Genomic DNA, 24,609 nt, shown 5'->3' on the forward strand with positions numbered 1-24,609 from the left:
TTACTTGAGTTCATACCACGTTTTCCCTACATCACAAGATGTTTTTAAACTCACCTTGAGTGGATATGCATCTTGCATAATACGAGGTACAACTTCCTTCATCTCTTCTAATTCTCCTGGAACAACTTCAAGGATTAATTCATCATGTACTTGTAAAATCAGTTTAGATTGTTTCTGATTGTCTTTTAAATATGCATGTAACTTAATCATCGCAAGTTTAATAATATCTGCAGCACTTCCTTGAATTGGTGCATTTAAACTCGTACGTTTACCAAATTCTCTTAATGCATAAACTTTACTGGATAATTCAGGAATATAACGTCTTCTCTTTAAAATTGTTTCTACATAACCATGTGTTTTAGCAAACTCAACAATATTGGTCATATATTCTTTAATTTCTGGATAAACTTCTAAATATCTTGTAATAAAGCTTTCAGCCTCTTTAACTGTTACACCAATATCTTCACTTAAACTCCAAGGTCCTATTCCATAAATAATTCCAAAGTTAACTGCTTTTGCACGTCTTCTTTGTTCACTATCAACAACATCGACGTGAAAAACATTTTTAGCTGTTGATGTATGAATGTCTTCACCCTCTATAAATGCTGTTTGAAGATTTTTAACATTAGCCATATCTGCTAATACTCTCAGTTCAATTTGTGAATAGTCCGCACCTAATAAGTAATTTCCTTCACCAGGAACAAACACTTTACGAATTAATCGTCCTTCTTCTGTTCGAATTGGGATATTTTGTAGATTAGGTTCTAAACTTGATAATCTACCAGTAAGTGTTAATGCTTGATTAAATATGGTATGTACTTTTTGATCTTTAAATATAGAATCTTTAATTCCTATAAGATATGTTGAATATAGTTTTGTTAATTGGCGGTAATTCACAATATGTTCAATGATTGGATGTCGATCCATCAAATAATTTAATACTTCAATATCTGTTGAATATCCTGTTTTTGTTTTTTTACCGTTGGGTAGCCCTAGATGTTCGAATAAAACGTCTCCTAATTGTTTAGGCGAATCGATATTAAAATCAACACCTGCTAATTCCAATATTTTCTCTTTTAATACAGAAATTCTTTGACTGATTGCTTGAGTTTGTTCTTCTAGTTCTAATGGGTCCACCAATAAACCTTGATATTCCATATCTGCAATGACATCACTTAAAGGAAGTTCTACATCATTTAATAAACTTGTTTGTTCACGTTCTTTAAGTATGTTTAAAGTAACTGCTTTTAATTTATGAATAATAAATGCTTTTTTAGCTATATGAGATTCATATAAATCAGAAATCAGTGGTAACCCTTTTTTAGCACCTTTACCGTAAATCTCTTCATCATATGCCAAATCGTTGATGTCAAATAGCTGTGCAACCGCTGTAAAATCTTCTTTACCAATACTAGATTTTACAATATATGCTGCAAGTAATAAGTCAAAATCTACACCTTCTAAAGTTAAATCTTTCCACTTTAAAAATACTTTCATCGCTTTATAATCATAAACTGATTTTTTATAGGATGGGTTGGATAAATAATCTTTAAATGAAGGACTTCCTAAAGCCAATTCACTTGAAACAAAGTAATGTTTTGATCCAGTCGATAATCCAATACCCCATAAATCCGCTTTATGATAATTGAAAGTTGATAATTCAAAATATAAAGATAAATCTGATTTTAAAATACTTTCAAGTGTTTTTTCATCCTCAATCAAATCGACTTTAAAATCTTCTATTTTAATTGGTTTATCTTCGTTTGTTGTAGGATTTTTCTTATTATATGTAATAACAAGTTGTTTTAACTCTAAACGTTTATAAAAATTAAGCAAGTCATCTTCTAAAACATCCATTCTTTGGGTTGCTTCTAAACCAAATGGGAGTGGTGTGTTTGTATCAATAGTTGATAATACTTTAGAAAAAAGTGCTTGTTCTTTGAATTCTACTAACTTTTCTCCAAGTTTACCCTTAACTTGAGTTGCATTTTCTAAAATATTTTCTAATGTTTGATATTCTTGTAAGAGTTTTACAGCAGTTTTTTCACCGACTCCAGGAACACCTGGAATATTATCAGATGCATCGCCCATGAGCGCTTTCAAATCAATAAACTGTTCATGTGATAAACCATATCTTTCAAGAAGTGATTCAGGCGTATAACTTTCAACAACTTGCATTCCTTTTTTAAGTAAATGTACTGTAATATTTGAATTAACAAGTTGTAGTAAATCTCTATCCGATGAATATACATCCACTTTATAACCTGATTCATCTGCTAATCTTGCTAGTGTTCCAATTATATCATCTGCTTCATATCCTGGAAGCGAAAATTCTTTAATACCTAAATGCTTAATTAATTCATGAATTAAGGGAATTTGACTACCTAATTCCTCAGGCATTTCCTTACGACCCGCTTTATATCCTTCATAGGATAAATGTCTATGTGTTGGTTCTCCAGTATCAAATGCAATCAACATGTGACTATTGGAGAGTTCAATAATTTTATCAATCATCCCGCTAAATGCAAAAACAGCATTTGTATAAATACCGCTTGATGTTTGTAAAACCTTAGCTCCGGGATATGCAGTGGCGTAATATGCTCTAAATAATATGGAATTTCCATCCACTAAAGTAATATGTTTCATGTCTTTCCCCTCTTCTTAATTGTTATTTTAACATACATATTTAGAATAATTTCCCACAATATTTGTGGAAAACTTTTCTAAATAGAATGAAAGGTAGTTCTCAAAAGAATCTACCTTTTAGATTTTAAAATCGGAACCCGCCTTTTCCTTTACCTTTACCTTTTTTAACCTTGGCTTGAGGTGGTTGGAAACCTTGAGGGTTTTTTTGTAAACGCTCAATTTGTTTTTCATCCATTTGTGACATTTGTTTCATCATTTGCTTTTGTTGAACAAGTGATTCTCTTAAACGATTCACATCAGAAACTGATACACCGGCACCTTTTGCAACTCTTTCACGTCGTCTGGATGATTTATCAATGAGTTCTGGATATTTTCTTTCTTCTTCAGTCATACTTTGAATAATAACATTCACACGGTCAAATTGCTTATCATCGACTTGTGAAATGGCTTCTTTCATTTTACCAAGACCTGGAATAAATCCTAGTATCTTAGAAATAGATCCCATTCTTTTAATCATTTTAAATTGTTTTTGAAGGTCTAAGTAGTTATAACTATCGCTCATCATTTTTTCCATCATTGATTTTGCTTCATCTTCATCAATATTGGATGTTACTTCTTCAATTAAAGTAAGCATGTCACCCATACCTAATATTCTAGATGCCATACGTTCTGGATGAAACGCTTCTAAACTATCCATTTTTTCTCCGCTACTTGCGAATTTAATTGGAATATTTGAAATTTCTCGAATGGATAATGCAGCACCCCCTCGGGTATCACCATCCATCTTAGTTAAAATGACACCTGTAGCACCAATTTGATCATGGAATGATTTAGCTACATTTGCAGCTTCTTGTCCCATCATCGCATCCACAGTTAGTAATACTTCATTAGGTTTTAAAATGTCTTTAACATCTTTAAGTTCTTGCATCATGTCAGAATCAATCGTTAAACGACCTGCAGTATCGACAATGACAACATCATATTGATTGTCTTTTGCATATTTTAAACCATTTTTAACAATGACTCTAGCATCTTTAATGCCCTCATCATAAACATGAATTCCTAAACCTTTACCTAATGTTTTAAGTTGGTCGATTGCAGCAGGTCTATAAACGTCTGCAGCAATAAACATCACATTTTTCTTATCTTTTTTTCGAATCCATAATCCTAATTTACCAATAGCGGTTGTTTTACCTGACCCTTGTAAACCAATGGTCATAATTGTTGACATACCTGTATTTGCATAAATAAGTCCAACCGATTCATCACCCATGACACGTTTTAATTCATCATGAACAATTTTTACAACTTGTTGACCTGGATTTAAACCACTTAGGATTTTTTCTCCTAAAGCTTGTTCTTTAACGTTATTCGTAAATTCTTTTACAATTTTAAAATTAACATCGGCTTCTAAAAGTGAAAGACGTACTTCTCTCATCATTTCTTCGATATCTTTTTCTGTCAGACGTCCTCTACCTGTTGCACGTCTGACAAACATTTGTAAACGATCTGATAATGAATTTGCCATTATTCATCCAACTTTCTAAGTTCTTCAATATATTTCATATCTTGAGTTTTAACATATTTTTCAATCAAATCAATTCTTTTTTGACTTAACTTGAATAATCCTAATTTTTGTTCGAAATCCAATAAATGTTGTTCAGTTTTTTTGAGTTGATCGAATACTGCATTTCTAGACACACCAAAACTTTCAGCAATCTCAAATAAAGAAAGATCTAAGTGATAGTAATTGGTAAAATATTCTCTTTGTTTATCGGTTAATAATACACCATAATAACTAAAAAGATGATTCAAATACTCAATTTTTTCTATTTGTTCCATTAGAAGAATCCTTTAAATAGATTATAAATGTAATCCTCAATATCAAATGGTACCAAATCATCAATCTTTTCACCTAATCCAACATATTTAATTGGTAAGTTATATAGATGTCTAATTGCTAAAACAATACCACCTTTAGCTGTACCATCTAATTTAGTTAAGACAATACCTGAAAGATCGGTTGCTTCATTAAATACTTGTGCTTGATTCATTCCATTTTGACCGGTTGTTGCATCAATAACCAATAAGGTTTCATTCGCACCTTCTGGAATTACTTTTTCAATCACACGTTTCATTTTTGATAATTCATTCATTAAATTTATCTTGTTTTGTAATCTACCTGCTGTGTCAATCAATACCAAATCATAATTTTCATTTTTAGCTTTGTTTAAAGCTTCAAAAATGACACTTGAAGGATCGGTTTGAGCTTCTTTTGAAAAAAAATCAACTTTAGCTCTAAGGCTCCACTCTCTTAACTGTTCAATAGCACCTGCACGGAATGTATCTCCTGCAACCATTAAGACCTTTTTACCTTGGTCTTTATACTGTTTAGCTAGTTTACCAATCGTTGTTGTTTTTCCTACTCCATTGACTCCAACAAATAAATAAACGTTCACATCGCCTTCAACATATTTCAGTGTTGTATCTACAAATTCGTCTTTTAAATATATTTCAAATAGTTTATCAACAATGATTGAACTAATCTCAGAAGGCTGACTAAATTTTTGATGTTCGACTTCTTTTCTAAGTTCATTTGTGAAATGTAGAACAGTTTCTACTCCAATATCTGCAGATATCAATAAATCTTCAATTGCGTCAAACAAATCATCATTAATATCATGAGATTCATCTAACAATTTCTTTAAATTATCAAATGACTGTTTACTTTTATGTAAACCCATTTGATACTTATCATTTTTTGGTTTCTTTTTGAATAATCTTGCAAAAAAACCCATATGTTCACATCCTTTATAATCCTTACTATTTTAACATAAAATGGGCTTTAAATAAAACCCATTCATGCTTTTAACCTAAATATTTAAATTGATTGGTTAAGCAGATTCTTTTTGATCTAGTATTTCAAATAGTTTATCATAATTCGGATGATTGCTCATTTCATCTAAATATTCTACATAAACAACTTGTCTTTTTGAATCTAAAAGAAATACTGCTCTTGCAAGTAATCTCATTTCAGATATTAGTACACTAAATTTTTCAGCAAAATCTAAATATTTATGGTCACTTAAAGTAGTGATATTTAAACCCGCTGCACCGCACCATCTTTTTTGTGCAAATGGTAAATCATTTGAAATCGTTATAAAATCAATATCCGGGTAAGATGCCAGTTTTTCATTGATGCGTCTGGTTTGTAAATCACAAACCGATGTATCTAAACTTGGTACCACACTGATTAACACACTGGGTTTCTTAAATTGACTAAAAAAAGATACATCCTCCAAACTATTATTGACAGTAATAAAGTCAAGGACTTTATCTCCAATTTTTAATGGTTCACCGATAAGAGTGATTGGTTTTTGTTTCATAGTTTTCATTATATAAAAACCTCCTATACATATGTATTATATGTTAAGAGGTTCATTTTTAAAATCTTTTCGCACGAATCATGTCAAATGGATGTACTTTAAACGGAATATGGACTAAAACGTGTTCACGGGCTCTAGCTGCTCTCGTAATTTCTTCACCGTCTTTATTAAACATTTTAGTGTTATTAAAAACTTTGCTTTCGTGAACTGGTGAAAAAACTTCAAGTTCTTCCATTAAGAATACATTTTTAGTTTCTACTGTTGCCATTTTTGTTTCTTCATTATAATCAAGGACTAATCCTACAAAGTTTTGCATGACTCGCTCACTTCTTTTTTCAAAGAGCTGCTCACTAACTTCTGGTAATCCATGAAAGAATCCATGAGACGTTTCTCTATTTTCTGCATGTTTTAACATATCTTCATACATTTCATAATTTTGAATCGTTTTTGTTTTCGTATATTCATCGATTATTCTTCGATACGTTTGAACAACAGTTGCAATATAATGTAGAGACTTCATACGGCCTTCTATTTTAAGTGATGCAACACCCATATCGATTAAACGTGTGATTTCTCTAACAGCACTTAAATCTTTAGATCCCATGCTAAAAGGCACTTCATGTTCTTTTTGAAGGGATTTTTGATAATCAAAGAACCATCTACATGTATGCGCACAACCACCTCTGTTGGCATCTCTATTGGTCAAGTGATTAGAAAGTGCGCACCTTCCACTATAACCTGCACACATACCACCATGAATGAATACTTCTATTTCAGTATCTGTATGTTTTGTAATATAAGCGATTTCTTCTAAGTCCATGTCTCTTGCTAAAACAACTCGACTTGCGCCTTTTTCTTTCCAATAATTAACAGTTGGAACATTCATAATGGATTGCTGCGTTGAAATATGTACTTCTAAAGATGTATTGTTTAATGCTGTTTCAATAATAAATGGGCTTGCAGCAATAATTGCGTCCACCTTCGCAGCTTCTAAAGATTTTAAATATTCAATTAGACCTTCTTTATCTGCTTCATGTGGAATAACATTTGTTGTGACGTATACTTTTTTTTGTCGATCATGAGCAAACTTACAACCTTCAACCAAATCATCATACGTAAAATTAGATGCATTTGCACGTAAACTAAACTGTTTACCACCAACAAATACGGCATCAGCTCCGTAAAGAATTGCAATTTTTAATTTATCTAAGTCTCCTGCTGGAGCGAGTAGTTCAATCATCGATTTCACCTTTTATTGTGGATTCTTTATGTAAAAATGCTTTATGAAACGTATCCTGATAGGTTTCATTAATTGTTTTTAGATCAACTGTTGGTTTTCCATTCTCTTGATAATATGGAAGAATCCATGTAGCATATAAATCATCCTTAAATATCGTATCAACCACTAAATAATCAATATGTTGTCTTAACATATCAAGTTCTTCAATAGTTTCAAAAACATGACCTCTAAATACATGAGTTCCAGCATCATCTTCTAATAAAGGATAGTTTTCATCTAAACGTTTTGCTTCTTTTAATGTAATATCATAATTTAAATGATCTTGATTTTCTACTTGCATATAGTCATGATATGTTTTAACGATTTGACGTTTAGAGTAAAACATTGTCATGTGTCCATGACCAAACATAAATGCCTTATATTTCTTATTTTTAGTAATAGAAAGTATGTCTTCTAACGTAATTTCTTTGGATAAAAATGCACCCATGATACCATCATGAAATAAATAATTAAAATCAACTTCATTTGTCAGTAATGTTTCAGGATTATAAACGACCTTATCGATTTGATATAAGGTTTTAAATACCGATAATAACCCTAAATCAGAAATAATATAACCTGTAACCAATGACATATCTATAGTTTGTAAAAAAGTCTTAATCTGATTAAGTTCTTTATCCGTATAGAGACGATTAAACTGTAAAAAGGATTCTTTATTTAAATCCTTTAATTTTTTAAGTATAAAATCCAATTGAGATTCAGAATCCATTGTATATGTTTTAGAGTATTGTTTAAATGATATTAATAATCCATCTGCATGAACCATAACTTCTTCTAAATTATGGATATCATGGAGTGTTGTAAGTATTTTCATATATACCTCATTTCTTACCTAAATGATTTTATATCTTGATTCTATAAAAGTCAAAGGAAGTTATAAAATGGAGACTCTCATACGATAAATATTGTAATTTTTACCGTATTTAAAAAAAGGTCTAGCTGCAAATTGCAGCTAAACCCATTTGAATTAACCGTTTTTTAAATTAAGTTTATTTGTCATAATTTTATTGGTGATGATAAAACTTGCAACACCAATAGCGAGTATAAATATAAGTTGAATGACTAAAAGTGGTGTGATCGATTGAAATATATTGGATTCATCTAATTCAAAGAACCCTGGATTGATGATAAGATTAATCCCTAAATTAATTACACTTAGAATTTGGTTTAAAACATAGTATCCAATAAAATATAAAAACACATATAACCATTCACTTTTGTTAAAACTAAACCCAAATGATAATGCACTATAAAATACCAAAATCATAACTAGACTTGTTAAAACAAATGAAGCAACAGTTATACTTAACATAGGAAGCATGGTAGCATCTGCTTCAATCATCTGCTTAATCATGTCCATTGGAATAAGTTTAATCCAAATAAGTAATAAAACACCTACTGAAAGTACAACTAACCAAACTGTAAATGCTGTAACCATTTTATAGATTAAAATCTGATACTTCTTTAAAGGTAGTGAATGAGTGAAGTAACCTTCATCTTTTAGCATCGTTTTATAGTATCGTTGAAGTATTAAAAAATAAGTAAATAATATTAAACTCAGTACACCAATAATACTAATGACATAAGCTGTACCACTAAAAAATGATAATACAGCATAACTTAAACTAAGTTCATTTAAACCAATATATACTAAACTAAGTAAAATACTTCCAATGAGTAAAAACTTAAGTTCTTTAATGTAAAAGATAAATTCCCATTTAAATAGTTTTTTCATCATAGCGGTAGACCTCCTTGAAGTATTTCCCTAGTGTCATTTGGTATTTTTTCTCAAGAATGGATATAGGACCTGCTTCAATTAGTGCACCTTCTTTCAAAAGAATGACACCATCAATTTGGTCTTCAATATCTGCAACTTGGTGGGTTGATAAAATTACAGTAGATTGATCTTTTTTGTATTTTTTTATAATTTTCATAATAAAATCTCTACTTGCAGGATCTACTCCATCGAGTGGTTCGTCCAAGATGTATAAATCCGTTTTTCTTCCAAAAACAAGTCCGAGTTGAACTTTTCCCTTTTGTCCTTTAGATAATTGAGATAAGCGTTTATTTAATGGAATTTTAAATAATTCAATAATATGTTTTGCATCTTCGATGATGAAATCATCAAAAATATCATCAAACATTTTTAGTGCAGAGTTCACAGTTTGATTCATATCCAAATAGGATCTTTCTGGTAAAAAACTAATATGTTTCTTAAGATAAGGCTCCATTAATTTTCCATGAATATAGATTTTCCCCGTTGTTGGTTGAATGAGTCCATTAATTAATTTAATGAGTGTTGTTTTACCACTACCATTAGGTCCTAATAAACCAATCATTTGATTACTTAAGACTTCGAGTGAAACATCTTTTAATACAGCTTGGTTTTGATATATCTTCGTTAAGTTTTTAATTTCAAGTAAGCTCATTTTTGTTATCCTCCTGAATGTAATTATATCAAAAATGTTATCTCTTTTAGGTTGATATAATTATTTTAGAATCCAAATAGGTGCTTAAATTACGAATATGTGTCTGCATTTAGGGGGTTTTTTGGTTAATTTTACTAACAAATAAAAAAGCGACCTCCTGACTAAAGGCCAGAAGGTCATTAAAGGGGATTTGTGTACTAAGTACACTAATAGGGGATAAGTAGCACCCATCGCTGGATGCATGTTCATTATATTCTAATTGATTTTAGGTGTAAAGTTATTTGCGTAAGTATGTTTAGAATACCATAATTAATTTTCGAAGGGTTCAATATGCTTACATTTAGGAAATCCAGTACAGCCATAGAACTGTCCATATTTAGACTTTCTAATTGCGAGTGGCTTTCCACAAAGTGGACATATTTTATCTGAAATCACTGGTTTGATTCTTTCTAATTGTTGATCCGCTTTTTCTAATAACGGGACAAATCGTTGATAGAAATCTTTTAACAGTTCAACACCATTAACAGAACCTTCAGCAATCATATCCAGTTCATTTTCCATACGAGATGTATAATCAGTATTCATGATATCGCTGAAATAAGTATTTAATGTATCAACAGTTAGAATACCTTGTTCTGTCGGTTTAAATCTCTTTTCTTCAACCGTAACATAATCTCTTGACTTTAATGTCTTAATAATTGTTGCATAGGTGGATGGTCTTCCAATACCTTTAGATTCTAAATCCTTAATTAAAGATGCTTCATTATATCTAGCAGGTGGCATCGTTACTTTTTCAATAGATTCAACTAAGTCAGATTCTAATCTGTCACCAACTTGATATGGAGGTAAGATTTTATCTTTACTCTTATCTGTTACGACTTTCAAGTACCCATCAAAGATTTGTTGACTACCATCAAGTTCATAGATGTTTCCACCAGCATCCAGTTTAACTTTCTTCAAGTTGAAGATAGCAGGTGCCATTAAGGACCCTAATGCACGTTCATAAATCCTTTTGTATAGTTTAAACTGATCTTTGCTTAAATATTGTTCAACTCTTTGTGGCGTTAAATGTAGGTCTGTTGGTCTGATTGCTTCATGGGCATCTTGTTGAGAGTCTTTTTTATTCGTTTTATAATGACCTAAATATTTTTTACCGAAATGTTCTTCAATATATTTATTAGCAGGATCTACAAACTCTTTACTTAAACGATCAGAATCCGTTCTCATATAAGTGATTAACCCAATGAGTTCTCCTTCTATATCTATACCTTGATAAAGTTCAGATGCAATTTGCATCGTTCTAGCAGAACTCATTGAAAGTGAATTCACTGCATCTTGAAGTAAGGTTGATGTAATAAATGGAGGTTTTGCATTTCTCTTACTCTCTTTTTCATCAATACTAATGATTGTAAATGGATTTTTAGAAGTTTCTAAGATTTGATTAGCTTCTTCTAACTTAATCTTATAATCTTTAGGAATGATATATTCTGCTCTTAAATCACCAAAATGAGCATGAATTGTATAATATGTTTCTGGAACAAATGCTAAAATTTCTTTTTCAAGTTCTACAATGAGTTTTAATGCAACACTTTGTACACGACCAGCAGATTGAGATTTAATCTTGTTTCGTAAGAATTTAGATAATTTAAACCCAATGATTCTATCTAGTATACGTCTAGATTCTTGAGAATTTACCAATCCTTTATCAATTGTTCTTTTTTGATTGATTGCTTCTAATACAGCAGGTTTTGTAATTTCTTTAAATATAATACGATTTTTTTCCTCAATATCTAAATCAAGAACTTGAGCTAAATGCCAAGCAATCGCTTCTCCCTCTCTATCGGGGTCGGTAGCTAGTAAAACTTCTTTACCTTTAGTTTTTTTAATTAAATCTTTGATGAGTGTAGCTTTTCCTTTAATGACTTTATAGGTAGGCTCAAACGTATCTAAAACATTAACGCCTAGTCCGTCCACACCAGAGGTTGCTAAATCTCTAATATGTCCAACAGACGACAAAACAGTTACTTTATTGTCAAAGTAACTTGAAATGGTTTTAGATTTAGCTGGAGATTCTACAATTATGACTAAGTCTTTCATGTGTTTTCCTCTTTTATTTTTTGATACTTCATCAATTATATATGTTTAATTTTTGATGTCAAGTATATCATTTTAAAATAAAAGCATTCTATATAATATATTTATATAGAAGAAAATTATCGCTTTTTTAAAAGATAAAACCATGATTTCACACGGTTTTATCGTTCATAATTTGATAAACTGGTTTATAACTTTTTCTATGTATTGGTGTTATACCATACTTTTTTAATGCTTCTAGATGCATCTTTGTTCCATATCCTTGATGTTTAATAAATCCATATTCCGGATAAATTTGATCATACATCATCATCAATTCATCACGTTTTGTTTTAGCTATAATACTTGCAGCTGCAATCGAAATGGATAAACTGTCACCATGTTTTAAAGAAAGATGTGGTAAGTCTCCTATATACATATAATCCGTTAAAATAAAATCAGGTTGAATTTTTAGATTCTTAACAGCAAGAATCATTGCTTCTCTAGATGCTTCTAGAATATTAATTTCATCAATTCGATTAGAATCTATGACCGAAATAGAAATGGATAATGCATGTTGTTCAATCAAAAGTCTTAAACGGTCTCGTTCTTTTTTGCTTAATTTTTTAGAATCATTAATCGATTCATCATAAAAATCAATGGGTAAAATGACAGCAGCAGCAACCACCGGTCCCGCCAATGGACCACGTCCTGCTTCATCAACTCCACAAATAAACTGATAACCTAAATCATGATACTTACGCTCATAAAGTTGTCTGGTCATGATCAAAACTAAGAGGTCCTAACATACGATTTCTAGTATCTTTTAAGAGTGTTTGATAAACTCTATCATAATCGGTAAAGCCACCCTTTAAAAGGGCTCCTTGTTTTTCTGCAATAAGATCCATAATTTCCACTTCAGTTAATGCATCAATATTCTCAAGTTGATATCTTTCCATCAAACGTTTTGGATAAAACTTTTTTAAATAATTAATCAAATATAAAACAACCTCATTAATTGGTAATGTATCATCCTTAATAGCACCTGTACAAGCAAGTGCAAATCCTACTTTTTCATCATCAAATTTAGGCCATAATACACCTGGTGTATCCAGTAACTCAAAATGTGGATTAATTTTAATCCATTGTTGTGATTTGGTAACACCTGGTTTATTTGCTGTATTTGCAACTTTTTTGGAAACCATCTTATTAATCAGTGTAGATTTTCCTACGTTAGGTATACCTAAAATCATACCTCTTATGACTTTAAAAGTCATACCTTTGGCTTGAGCTCTTTCAATCTTATCTTTTAGTATTTCTTTACTTCTTGAATATATCTTATCGACATTAAATCCATTATTACTATTAATGAGTAATGTATAAAAACCCATATCTTCATAATACTTAATCCAATAATCAAGTGTTTTTCTATCTGATAGATCGATTTTATTAAAAAGTAAAAGTGTTGGTTTGTCACCAACAATTTTTAAGATTTCTGGATTCATACTACTAAATGGTAATCTTGCATCCACCAGTAAATAGACGATATCCATCAGTTTAATTTTTTCTTTGATTTCCCTTAAGGACTTAAACATATGTCCTGGGAACCATTGGACTTGTTTCATTTAATACCTGCTTTATCTAATATTTCACTTAGTTCTTGAATTGTTACTAAAACTTCTCTTGCTTTAGTACCTTGTGTACTGGATACTATTCCATATTGTTCTAAAAGAGTTACTAACTTTTGAGCACGGTTAAACCCAATATTATACTCTTTTTGAATACCATTAATTGAACAGTTGTTTTCCATAACAACATACTCAGCAACTAAAGCAAATAAGTCATCATCAATAGTTTCTCTGCTTTGATTAATTATCTTTAAATCTTCATGTTTTAATATATAATTTGGTTCAGACTGTGATCGTATAAAATCAATAACAGAATCAATTTCTTTATCTGAAATAAAAGCACCTTGTAAACGAATTGGTCTTTCTGTTTCTTTTAACAACATGTCACCACGTCCTAATAACTGTTCAGCACCCGCACCATCAAGAATAGTCGTTGAATCCGTAAAACTAGAAACTTTAAATGCAATTCTTGTTGGAATATTGGACTTAATTGTACCTCTTATAACATCGACAGTTGGTCTTTGTGTAGCAACCAATAGATGAATACCTGCTGCTCTAGCTTTTTGAGTGATACGTTGTATCGCATCCTCAACATCATGTGCTGCAGCCATCATTAAATCAGCCAATTCATCAATTACAACAACAATTAATGGCATTTTAGCTTCATCAACAAAACCTTTTCTAACATTATCATTAAAACTCTTAAGATCTCTAGATCTTGTTTGAGCAAATTTTTGATAACGACTTTCCATTTCATTAACAACCCAATTTAAAGCTGTAGCTGCCATTTTGGGGTCTGTAATAACAGGTGTAATCAAATGTGGTAAATCATTATAAGGTGTTAACTCAACCATTTTTGGATCGATTAAAATAAGTTTTAAATCTTCAGGTTTATTCTTTAACAATAAGGAAATAAGTATCGTGTTCACACATACTGATTTACCAGAACCTGTACCACCTGCTATCAGTCCATGTGGCATTTTAGCGATATCAACAAAAATATTTGTTCCATCAATATCTTCACCTAATGCAACTTTTAATGGATGGTCATGGTCTTCTAAGAACTCTTTTGTATCCACAACATTACCAAATGAGACAATTTCAGCAACTTTATTCGGTACTTCAATACCCACATAAGGTTTACCTGGAATTGGCGCTTCAATACGAAGTGTTTTAGCAGCTAAACTCATCATTAAATTATCTTGAATATTTGTAACTCTTTTTACAGGAACACCCGGTTCTAATGAAATCTCATGACGTGTAACCGTTGGACCTTTTTTAGACTGTGCAACTTCACCTTCTACAGAGTGGTCCATAAAGGTTTGATTAATCACTTCAACTTGTTCTAATAACCAAGCTGGTTTTTCATCCTTTTGTCGTTCACCCTTTTTTAATAATGTAATCGGAGGTAATACATAGTTTTTATGCTTTTGTTCATAAACAACTTGTTTTCTAATTTGTGGGTCCACTTTTTCTGTAGGGCTCTTAATGGTTAGAGCTTCTTCCACTTCTCCAAAATTAGTTTTAACTTTAATATCTTTTTCTCTTCTATCATGTGTTTCTACTTTAATATCATTAAAATCTAAGTCATTATAAACTTGTCTGGTTTGCATCCAAGGAGGTAGTTCTTTTTGCTTCTCTTCTTCCATGAAAAATCTATCCATAGGTTTAGATATTTCTTTTTCGACTGGTTTTTCAACTTCTTTAATCTCTTTAGTTTGTTTATCTTTTTGATAAGAATCTACACCAAAAATTTCTTTCCTCGTTTTACTTGAAATAAGTGCATCATCAAACTCATAGTATTTACTACCATTTTTACTTGTCGCATCCACATCTGTCATTTTAGGTTTTGTTCTAAATGCATCATATTTCTTAACCTTATCGCCTATAACATGAACGACAAATGGCACATGAATTTCATCTTTAACATCACTACCAAATAAAGGAGAAATAAACTTTTCCTTGACATATTTATGTTCTGACCTAATACCTTCTATTTTAGGTATTTGAGGAATATGAAAGGCTTCTTCAATTTCTACGGATTTTTTACGTTTCTTCATGTTGATCCTTATCCTCCTTTAAACTATTTTCTATATCTTTGTAAATTTCTTCAATACCTGAATTTAATTCTTTATCTTGATTAAATACTTTCTTAGAATAAATCTTATATGTTTCTTCACCAGTTAATGATATGACTACTAATCCTAGTTTTATCATTATGACTTGAGTCACATTATCTAAGACTAATCTCCTAAACCAATAGATTGGATTGACAACATTTAATACCAACATCGTCTGTTTAAAAATTTCATTAACTTTGAATTTATTAGTTGCTTTAACCAATAAATTGTTATCAAGTTTAACTTTAGCATCATTTAATGTAATCAATCTTCTTAATGTTAAACCTTTAAACATTTTTAAGATTGGTTTATTTAATAATTCATCAAATCGATTGGACACATATCTTAATAAGACAAGTGATTCATCCAAAGATAATTCTAGATATGGATACTTACTTCTAGGATAAAACTTAGTTGCAATATCATTTCCCAGTTCAAGACTTACATTCAGTAAATGTTGGCCATATCCCACAGAGTCTCTAACATCTTTTTGCTTAAATAATTTATGTGCATCATTAATCAACCATTTGATCTCTAATTCATCAATATCTTCTTCTTGTACTTTATTACGTTTCATATCTTTATTCAGTGATTTTAAGACTGCCACTAAATACCAAAGTGTAACAAGAATTAAAGTAAATAAAGCTCCTGAAAAAAAGGTAATCAACCAACCAATATCAATTTTTATAAATCCTAAATCAAAAATCATGAATAAGTTCACTTCCTTTTACATAAATTATACTATATTTTCATCATTATTTAACTTATAAACTTGTTTACACTCCTACATTATGCGATAATGGATAGAACAAAGTATAAGGAGTGACAAGATGGAAAAATATTTAATCGCTATCGATCTAGATGGCACACTTTTAAATTCAAATTCTGAAGTACCAGATAAAAACAAAGAAGTTCTTAATAAGTTAGTAGATTTAGGGCATATGGTTGTATTAGCAACAGGAAGACCCTATCACGCAACGATTGATATCTATAATTATATTGGACTCAATACACCTTTAATCACAGATAACGGTGGAAATATTAGAGAACCTAAGAATCCTAATTTTCAAATTGTCACAGATGGTATTCCTGTGTTAGTTTCACATGATATATTTAATTATACTAAACCACATTTAGTATCTGCGTTTTATTCTTTTGGTGATCATGTTTATGCATATCAATATTTAGACCGTCTCCATAAAATCTTTATGGGTAGTCAAAAAGCTAAAATCATTCATACTGAATTTGACCAATATCACCACGAACCTACTGGAATGATTTATTTAGTTTCAAATGAGTTCACAAATTCTTTTGAAGACTTCTTAAAGACAAAATATAAAGAGGAAGTTTCATTTAGATTATGGGGTAGTGATTCTAAACATAGTATTTATGAATTATATAAATACAACTCATCAAAATTATCTGCAATAGAGTGGGTGCGCTACCATTATAATATAAAGCATGAGCATACGATTGCTTTCGGAGATGGTTTAAATGATATCGAAATGATTCAAGGTGTTGCAAGAGGTATTGCTATGCCTAATGGTATTGCTGAATTAAAAGCTGTGGCTAAAGAAATTTTACCACTGGATAATGATCAATGTGGTGTAGGTTTATATTTAGAGAAATTCTTTAATTTAAAATAAATCGTTAAATAAAAAGTAACCCATTAGTTCCTCAGGTGGAAAAGGTGGGTTACTTTTTTTTATTTATGATAAATGCATGAGACTTTGAATACTGGATTCATTAAATCCTTTGGATACTAAATATCGGTATATTTTTTCCTGTTTTTTAGGATATACTTCTTTTTCATATTTTTTATATGCAATTGATAATTGTTTTTTTAAAGGTATAAGTTCATCATATGAAGAAAGTATCCATTCAATGTCTTTTTCTTCAAATTTGTAAAATCTTAATTTAGACTCAAGCATCAAATAAGAAAAATCTTTTCTTGCAAGTGCTAAAATCATTTTTTTATCATCAATCCAACGTTCTTTTTTTAAACGCATAATCAAATCATAAGTATTTTCCATACCTTGAGCATTCAAATACTCAATCATTTGATTTTCAGATTTACCATAACTTGCAAATCTTAGAGCTTTTTGATACATTTTTTCTTTGAAATTTTCTTTCTCTAAATCAATATCTTGATTAAATTCCTGTCCTGGTAGTAATCGGTATTTAACAATTGTATCTTCTAAAACAAGGTGTTTTTCACCGTTATCAAGCGTTATTTGATATTTATTTTTGAGTTTTCTAATTTCAACGATTTTCATGAGATATCATCACGGTGAAAACCGGCACCTAATACTTCTTTAGTAGAAATGATTAATGTAAATGCATTCGGATCAATTAATGTCACAAAATCTTTAGCATGATATAGTTCTTGTCTTGTAACTGTTGTAATAACTAATTCTTTTGGATTACCTGAATATCCACCGATGGCCTTTAAACGTGTTACACCACGGTCAATTTGTTCAAATATAGCTTTTTGAATTTCTTCATGTTTTTCTGTAATAATTAGTAATGCAAAAGAACTTCTACCAAATACAGCTGTTTTTTCAATCATATATGCGGTAAGTAACATCGACAAGACAGCAAACAATCCATTTTGAAAACTTATAAACATACCAAATAAAATAATTAATCCATCTGTTACATATACTGCAACTGAAAATGGTACTTTTAAGTATTTATTAATCATTTTTTGATAAATATCCATGCCACCTGTGGTTGCATTATAACGTAAGACGATTCCTATACCAAGTCCAACCAATACACCACCTGCAATAGATGCAACCAATAATTGGTAATTTGAATCTATTTTTGACATGAGTAATGTGTCATTGATATTTAATACCTCAAATAGTGTAACTAATAATGGTGCCAATATCGTTGCATAAATGGTTTTGAGGAAAAAATCCTTCCCAAAAAATACACCACCAATAATTAATGAAATAATATTAGCAATTAAATAAATTAACCCTAAGGATAAAGGAATATATGGTTCTATCAATAAACTTAACCCCATCATACCACCAATAATTAAACCCAGTGGTTGTAAGAAAAAGTAGAAACCTATATGTAGTACAAGTACGCCTATTGTAATAAATACATAAGAAATGATTTTATCTTTAATCATGCTTTTTACTCTTTAAATAAGCATTAATGAAACCATCTAAATCACCATCCATGACCGATTGGATATTACCAACTTCATAGTTTGTACGGTGATCTTTTACCATTTGGTAAGGTTGAAACACATAAGATCGAATTTGACTTCCCCAACCAATGTCTGCTTTTTCACCTTTTAACTGAGCCATTTGAGCTTGTTTTTCTTCAAGTTCTCTTTGTATAAGTTTGGACTTAAGAATATTCATTGCAGCTTCTTTATTTTTAATTTGACTACGTTCGTTTTGCATACTAATAACAATATTTGTAGGAATATGAGTAATTCTTACTGCACTATATGTGGTATTAACGGATTGACCACCCGCACCACTGGATTGAAACGTATCTAAACGGATATCTTCATCCTTAATCACTATATCAATATCATCAGAAAACTCTGGTGCTACATCACAACTTACAAAAGATGTATGTCTTCTCTTGTTAGAATCAAAAGGTGAGATACGAACTAAACGATGTACGCCACGCTCTGATTTTAAATAACCGTACGCATAGTCTCCACTAATGCGCATGGTTACAGATTTAACACCTGCTTCTTCACCTGCTAAGTAGTTAAGTATTTCTACTTTAAACCCTCTTAATTGTGCAAACCTTTGATACATTCTCATTAATATGCCACACCAATCCATGGATTCAGTTCCACCTGCTCCTGGATGTAATTCCAAAATAACATTATGATGATCATATGGTTCATTAAGTAAGACTTCAATTTCGAATTCAGATATCTTTTTATCAAGATCTTTAATTTCTTCTTCTAAAATCTCCCAAGTATCCGTACCTTCTTTAGCATCTTCTAACCAAATAAGTGTGTCTTCATATTGACTTCTAATTTTTTCAATGGTATGCTTTTTTTCTCTTAATTGATTGGATTCTAAACTTAGTTTTTTAGCTTGATTTGTGTCATTCCAAAAATTTGGGTTTTCCATAATCTTTTCGATTTCTAAAAGACGTTTAGATAATTCCTCAATATTCAAGGCTTTTTCTAAATCTTGAATGGTAACTCCAAAACTTTCTAATGTTTTATTAACTTCATACTTTTCCATAATTACCTTCTATTCCACGGCAATTGGCTATGACGAACTTTTTGTTTTTTAGGTTTGTTATCTTTTTTAACTTCTGTTCCTTGATTGGTGTTTGTGTTTTTAACAACAGCTTCTCTAGAAACATTAAGTTGTATCTTACCAAGTGTAGCATATCTTGCTACATCTTTTGAAATACTATAAGTCATTTCATCAAATAATCGTTTACCTTCTCTTTGGTAAGTGATTAATGGATTTTGTTGACCATAGGATTGCAATCTGACACCTTGTCTTAATTCTTGCATGGTATCAATATGACGCATCCAATATGTATCAATAACTCTTAACATAATAACTTTTAAAAATTCATTATAAACTTCAATTGGTACTAATTCTTTCTTTTCTGTTAACAATTTAATCGCTAAATCTTTGTAGAATTTAACTATTTCAACTTCATCAAGTTGATTAATTTGTTCAATTTTTACTAAATCTCTTGGAATCATAAAACTTTCAAAGTGATGAATAATTGCCTCATCTTTAATATCAAATTTATTTCTTCCAACCGGAACAATAAATTCATCAATTTCAGCTTCGACCACATCTTCGATAAATCGAATGACTTGACTCTCAACAGATTGATTTGTTAGAACAGATGTTCTTTCAGCATAAATAATTTCTCTTTGCAGCCTTAAAACATCATCGTATTTTAATACATTCTTACGAATCTCTGAGTTTACACCTTCAGAACGTTTTTGAGCGCCTGTAATCAGGTTTGTAATCATTCTAGATGTAACAGGCGTGCCTGTTTCTTGTGCCCTTTGAAGTGTACCTATAATTGTCTTAAATCTATCTCCACCACGACGAACCATAAGTTCATCTTCAGCGGATAAATAGAATCTTGAAAATCCTGGGTCACCTTGACGACCTGAACGACCTCTTAACTGATTATCGATACGTCTTGCATCATGTTTTTCAGAACCAATAACAGCTAAACCACCTAATTCAACAACACCTTCACCTAATTTAATATCCGTACCACGACCTGCCATGTTGGTTGCAATTGTAACAGATCCTTTTAAACCTGCTTTTGCAATAATTTCAGCTTCACGTTCATGATTCTTCGCATTTAGTACTTCATGAGGAATTCTGTTTTTTCTTAACATTGTAGATAATAATTCGGATGTTTCAACTGCAATCGTACCAATTAAGATTGGCTGACCTTTTTCGTGACGAATCTTCACTTCTTCAATTAATGCATTATATTTTTCTTCTGCAGTTACAAAGAAGAAATCTTTTGCATCTTCTCTAATGACTGGTTTATTGGTTGGTATTTCAATAACATTCATGTTATAAATATCAACAAATTCTTCTTCTTCAGTTTTAGCAGTACCTGTCATACCAGATAGTTTTTTATACATTCTAAAGAAGTTTTGATATGTAATTGTTGCAACAGTAACTGTTTCTTTTTTAACTTCAACGCCTTCTTTAGCTTCAATTGCTTGATGGAGTCCTTCACTAAATTGACGACCCTTTAAAATACGACCTGTAAACTGGTCAATAATAAGTACTTCACCTTCAACAACCATATATTCTTTATCATTGGTCATTGTAAAATTTGCTTTAAGTGCATTATTAATGTGGTGTAATAAAGATACGTGTTTTAAATCATATAAATTATCAATTCCGAACATTTGTTCTGCTTTAGTAATACCAGATTCTGATAATTCAACAGTATTTGATTCTACATCGAGTTCATAATCTTCATCATTTAATGATTTTACAAATCTATCAGATTGCATATATAAATTTTGTGTATTTTTAGCAGGTCCAGAAATAATTAATGGTGTTCTAGCTTCATCAATTAAAATAGAGTCCACTTCATCGATAATTGCATATGGATATCCTCTTTGAGCAACCATATCCTTATGATATAAAACCATGTGATCTCTTAAATAGTCAAATCCAAGTTCTGCGTTTGTGGAATACATAATATCACAAGCATAAGCAGCTTTCTTTTGTTCACGGTCATTATCTCTTAGATTGAGTCCAACTGTTAATCCTAAGAATTTAAAGAGCTCTCCAATTTCACCTTCTGCTTCACGTTTTGCAAGGTATTCATTGACTGTGACAATATGCACACCCTCACCTTGTAAAGCGTTTAAATACGCAGGTAAAACAGCGGTTAAAGTTTTACCTTCTCCCGTTCTCATTTCTGCAATATTACCTTCGTGTATTGCAATACCACCCATTAACTGTACAAAATACGGTGTAAGACCTGTGACTCGAGTTGATGCTTCTCTAACTAAAGCGAATGCTTCAACAAGTAAATCATCGAGTGTTTCACCATTTTTAATGCGTTCTTTATAACTTGCAGTTTTCAATTGTATTTCTTCATTCGAAAGTTGTTTCATAGATTCTTTTAAAGCCTCTATTTGAAGTGCAATCTTTCGGTATCTTTTAAGTGCTTTTTTAGTTGAATCAAATAGTCCAAACATACGTTATTCTCCCTTTGATGTATTTATATTTTTAAAAAATTCTTTTAAAATGATTTGGTTATGAGGTAGCATGTGTTCATAAGGTATCTCATGGATGTTAAACCATTTTAAATTTAAGACTTCATCATTTTCTTCATCTATTTTACCAGTAAATGCATTAATTTTGAAGATATGATCGACTAAATAGACTTGATCTTGATTTGGATATGTTAAATGAAATTCTTTACCAGTAAATACTTTATAATACGTATAATCCGTAATTTTAAGACCGGTTTCCTCAAAAACTTCTCTTATAAGTGTTTCTTCTAAGGTTTCACCAATTTCAAGTGCTCCACCATGGATAGCCCATAGTTTAAAGTCTCTCCTATATTGTAACAAAATAGAATCATCTTTTAAGATGATTGCACCACATGATACCATAATTATCGGATCATGACCAACCTTTTCTCTTAAATTCATGATATATCCCATGATTTTTACCTACATTTCTATAAAATATTTATGAAAAAAACAGAACCCCAAAAAGGTTACTGTTTTTATATAGCTTAATAAGAAATTCAATTATCGGTATGATCAAACTTATAAATATCAATTTCAAAGAATTGTTCTTTAGAAAGTTTCAAAAAACTATTTGCTATATTCAATGGGAATGAAATTAAATTTTTATTGAATATAGAAACCATTGAATTATAAACTCTACGTGCTGAAAGAAGGTTTTCATAAATTTCTTTTGCTTGATTTTCCAACTGAGTTAATTCTACTTTTTTATCGATAGTAGTACTTAATTTTAATAAGAGAACTAAACGATCATGTAAGTCATAAGAAAACTGCTGTTTATAAGACATAGGGTCTTCTTTTTTAGGTAGTAAGTCATTAACTAAGAATGGTTCTAAATCCATCGGATTTAATTTAGCTTTTTTAAGATGATCTAAAATTTTTGAATAGTTATCAAATTGTCTAGCTAATATGACATCAATTTTGTCATTAGATTCTTTGATTTGAGTTAAATTTTTCTTTAATATATGTGAAGATATCACCATACTAATTATGGCTATCAATATGAAAAGTAATAAAATTGCAATGGTAATCCATAACCATAAATATTCAAGCATTAGATTCACTCCCTAAACGTAATTACTTCCTCAATTATTTTATAACAATTGCTTAAAAATATCAATTGAATCCAGCATTTCCCACTTAAAACCTTGGTTTTCTTTACCTAAATGTCCATGATGAACGGTTTCTTTATAAATAGGATTTTTTAAGCCTAGTTTTTCAATAATTGCTTTTGGAGTAAGTTTGAAATATTTTAAGATTTGATTTCTAATAACATCATCACTCACTTTACCTGTATTAAATGTATTGACATATAATGATACAGGTTCTGCAACACCAATTGCATAAGCAAGTTGAATTTCACAAGTTTCTGCAATACCACTTCCAACAACTTGTTTTGCTAAGTAACGTGCCATATAAGATGCTGAGCGGTCTACCTTCGATGGGTCTTTACCACTAAATGCACCACCGCCATGTCTGGAATATCCACCATATGTATCTACAATAATTTTTCTACCAGTTAATCCACTATCACCAACTGGTCCACCAATCACAAATCGACCTGTAGGGTTAATAAAATATTTAGTATCATTTTTTAATAGATGAGATGGAATGACAGGTTTAATAACATGTTCTAATACATCTTTTTTAACTTCTTCTAATGTTTTTTCTTCAAAATGTTGAGTTGAAAGAACGATTGCTTCAACAGATACTGGATGGTTGAATTCATCATATAAAACAGTAACTTGACTCTTTCCATCAGGTCCTAAGCCTTGAACTAAACCAGTTTCTCTTACAAATGCTAAACGTTTAGTTAGTTCATGTGCTAAATGTATCGGTAATGGCATTAAATTAGGTGTATCATTTTTAGCATATCCAAACATAATACCTTGGTCACCAGCACCTTGTTCTTTACCATTAACCTCATCAACACCTAATGCAATATCATGACTTTGACGATTTAAGTTTACATGATAAATTGCAGTGTTTGCATCAAAAATAAATCTTGGATTATTATAACCACAATAATCAATAGCTTTCCTAGCAGTCTCTATGACAAGTTCTTTTGTAAGTTCAAAATTTGTTGTGACTTCACCGAATATATAAACTGATGTATGTGCAAGTGCAACTTCAATTGCACATCTTGCATTCGGGTCTTTAGATAAACATAAATCTAAAAGACTATCGGATATAAAATCAGATACCTTATCTGGATGTCCTTTAGATACACTTTCACTTGAAAATAAATAACTCATATTGTTTGCCTT

At 30.7% G+C, this 24,609-nt stretch carries 22 protein-coding genes; 1 reads left to right on the plus strand and 21 read right to left on the minus strand.

Features of this window, described 5'->3' with window-relative positions; all coding sequences use genetic code 11:
- The 14 genes from polA to B5X49_RS02630 form a co-directional block, all read right to left on the minus strand.
- The gene (gene polA / locus B5X49_RS02565; RefSeq protein ID WP_045749609.1) at positions 1 to 2,646 is read right to left on the minus strand and encodes a DNA polymerase I; all 2,646 of its coding nucleotides are present in this window, start codon (positions 2,644 to 2,646) and stop codon (positions 1 to 3) included.
- Between the two features lie 124 nt (positions 2,647 to 2,770).
- Complete coding sequence (gene ffh, locus B5X49_RS02570; protein WP_373422623.1) at positions 2,771 to 4,177, minus strand: signal recognition particle protein; 1,407 nt, start codon at positions 4,175 to 4,177, stop codon at positions 2,771 to 2,773.
- A complete protein-coding gene (gene ylxM / locus B5X49_RS02575; protein WP_045749611.1) occupies positions 4,174 to 4,488 on the minus strand; it encodes a YlxM family DNA-binding protein in 315 nt (104 codons plus the stop codon). Before ylxM ends, ffh begins: the two co-directional genes overlap by 4 nt.
- Positions 4,488 to 5,444 carry a signal recognition particle-docking protein FtsY gene (ftsY, locus tag B5X49_RS02580; protein ID WP_045749612.1) on the minus strand — a complete coding sequence of 319 codons (957 nt, stop codon included), beginning with the start codon at positions 5,442 to 5,444 and terminating at the stop codon, positions 4,488 to 4,490. Before ftsY ends, ylxM begins: the two co-directional genes overlap by 1 nt.
- Before the next feature lie 96 nt (positions 5,445 to 5,540).
- Positions 5,541 to 6,041: a thiol peroxidase gene (tpx, locus tag B5X49_RS02585; RefSeq protein ID WP_045749613.1), complete on the minus strand. Its 501-nt coding sequence runs from the start codon at positions 6,039 to 6,041 to the stop codon at positions 5,541 to 5,543.
- 49 nt (positions 6,042 to 6,090) lie between these two features.
- Positions 6,091 to 7,272, minus strand: a complete 1,182-nt coding sequence (locus B5X49_RS02590; RefSeq protein ID WP_045749614.1) for a peptidase U32 family protein — start codon at positions 7,270 to 7,272, stop codon at positions 6,091 to 6,093.
- A complete protein-coding gene (locus B5X49_RS02595) occupies positions 7,265 to 8,146 on the minus strand; it encodes a U32 family peptidase (RefSeq protein ID WP_045749615.1) in 882 nt (293 codons plus the stop codon). The genes B5X49_RS02590 and B5X49_RS02595 overlap by 8 nt, the downstream gene beginning before the upstream one ends.
- Before the next feature lie 153 nt (positions 8,147 to 8,299).
- Positions 8,300 to 9,070, minus strand: coding sequence for a hypothetical protein (locus tag B5X49_RS02600; RefSeq protein WP_045749616.1), 771 nt, complete (start codon positions 9,068 to 9,070; stop codon positions 8,300 to 8,302).
- Positions 9,051 to 9,761, minus strand: a complete 711-nt coding sequence (locus B5X49_RS02605; RefSeq protein ID WP_052670098.1) for an ATP-binding cassette domain-containing protein — start codon at positions 9,759 to 9,761, stop codon at positions 9,051 to 9,053. Before B5X49_RS02605 ends, B5X49_RS02600 begins: the two co-directional genes overlap by 20 nt.
- A gap of 309 nt (positions 9,762 to 10,070) precedes the next feature.
- Positions 10,071 to 11,858, minus strand: a complete 1,788-nt coding sequence (topA, locus tag B5X49_RS02610; protein WP_045749618.1) for a type I DNA topoisomerase — start codon at positions 11,856 to 11,858, stop codon at positions 10,071 to 10,073.
- Positions 11,859 to 12,006: 148 nt separating this feature from the next.
- Complete coding sequence (locus B5X49_RS02615; protein WP_045749619.1) at positions 12,007 to 12,618, minus strand: ribonuclease HII; 612 nt, start codon at positions 12,616 to 12,618, stop codon at positions 12,007 to 12,009.
- The gene (gene ylqF / locus B5X49_RS02620; protein ID WP_045749620.1) at positions 12,599 to 13,459 is read right to left on the minus strand and encodes a ribosome biogenesis GTPase YlqF; all 861 of its coding nucleotides are present in this window, start codon (positions 13,457 to 13,459) and stop codon (positions 12,599 to 12,601) included. Before ylqF ends, B5X49_RS02615 begins: the two co-directional genes overlap by 20 nt.
- Positions 13,456 to 15,522 (minus strand): DNA translocase FtsK, encoded by a 2,067-nt coding sequence (locus B5X49_RS02625; protein ID WP_052670100.1) that lies wholly within the window; start codon positions 15,520 to 15,522, stop codon positions 13,456 to 13,458. Before B5X49_RS02625 ends, ylqF begins: the two co-directional genes overlap by 4 nt.
- Positions 15,509 to 16,291, minus strand: coding sequence for a hypothetical protein (locus B5X49_RS02630; protein WP_045749621.1), 783 nt, complete (start codon positions 16,289 to 16,291; stop codon positions 15,509 to 15,511). The genes B5X49_RS02625 and B5X49_RS02630 overlap by 14 nt, the downstream gene beginning before the upstream one ends.
- A 121-nt stretch (positions 16,292 to 16,412) precedes the next feature.
- Here B5X49_RS02630 and B5X49_RS02635 point away from each other — a divergent pair, with 121 nt between their 5' ends.
- Positions 16,413 to 17,228: an HAD family hydrolase gene (locus B5X49_RS02635; protein WP_045749622.1), complete on the plus strand. Its 816-nt coding sequence runs from the start codon at positions 16,413 to 16,415 to the stop codon at positions 17,226 to 17,228.
- Positions 17,229 to 17,291: 63 nt separating this feature from the next.
- On the opposite strand, the gene B5X49_RS02640 is transcribed toward B5X49_RS02635, so the two are convergent.
- The 7 genes from B5X49_RS02640 to metK all read right to left on the minus strand — a co-directional run bounded on the left by B5X49_RS02640 (position 17,292) and on the right by metK (position 24,597).
- Complete coding sequence (locus B5X49_RS02640; protein ID WP_045749623.1) at positions 17,292 to 17,858, minus strand: regulatory protein RecX; 567 nt, start codon at positions 17,856 to 17,858, stop codon at positions 17,292 to 17,294.
- The gene (locus tag B5X49_RS02645; protein ID WP_045749624.1) at positions 17,855 to 18,724 is read right to left on the minus strand and encodes a YitT family protein; all 870 of its coding nucleotides are present in this window, start codon (positions 18,722 to 18,724) and stop codon (positions 17,855 to 17,857) included. The genes B5X49_RS02640 and B5X49_RS02645 overlap by 4 nt, the downstream gene beginning before the upstream one ends.
- The gene (gene prfB / locus B5X49_RS02650; protein WP_045749625.1) at positions 18,717 to 19,814 is read right to left on the minus strand and encodes a peptide chain release factor 2; all 1,098 of its coding nucleotides are present in this window, start codon (positions 19,812 to 19,814) and stop codon (positions 18,717 to 18,719) included. Before prfB ends, B5X49_RS02645 begins: the two co-directional genes overlap by 8 nt.
- A 2-nt stretch (positions 19,815 to 19,816) precedes the next feature.
- A complete protein-coding gene (gene secA / locus B5X49_RS02655) occupies positions 19,817 to 22,285 on the minus strand; it encodes a preprotein translocase subunit SecA (RefSeq protein ID WP_045749626.1) in 2,469 nt (822 codons plus the stop codon).
- A 3-nt stretch (positions 22,286 to 22,288) separates the two neighbouring features.
- Positions 22,289 to 22,756 carry an NUDIX hydrolase gene (locus B5X49_RS02660; RefSeq protein ID WP_045749627.1) on the minus strand — a complete coding sequence of 156 codons (468 nt, stop codon included), beginning with the start codon at positions 22,754 to 22,756 and terminating at the stop codon, positions 22,289 to 22,291.
- Positions 22,757 to 22,842: 86 nt separating this feature from the next.
- The gene (locus tag B5X49_RS02665; RefSeq protein WP_045749628.1) at positions 22,843 to 23,397 is read right to left on the minus strand and encodes a LemA family protein; all 555 of its coding nucleotides are present in this window, start codon (positions 23,395 to 23,397) and stop codon (positions 22,843 to 22,845) included.
- A 39-nt stretch (positions 23,398 to 23,436) separates the two neighbouring features.
- Positions 23,437 to 24,597, minus strand: coding sequence for a methionine adenosyltransferase (gene metK, locus B5X49_RS02670; protein ID WP_045749629.1), 1,161 nt, complete (start codon positions 24,595 to 24,597; stop codon positions 23,437 to 23,439).
- Positions 24,598 to 24,609: the final 12 nt, after the last annotated feature.

Origin of the sequence: Acholeplasma oculi, from assembly GCF_900166985.1 — a bacterium.
GTDB lineage: Bacteria > Bacillota_I > Bacilli_A > Acholeplasmatales > Acholeplasmataceae > Acholeplasma > Acholeplasma oculi.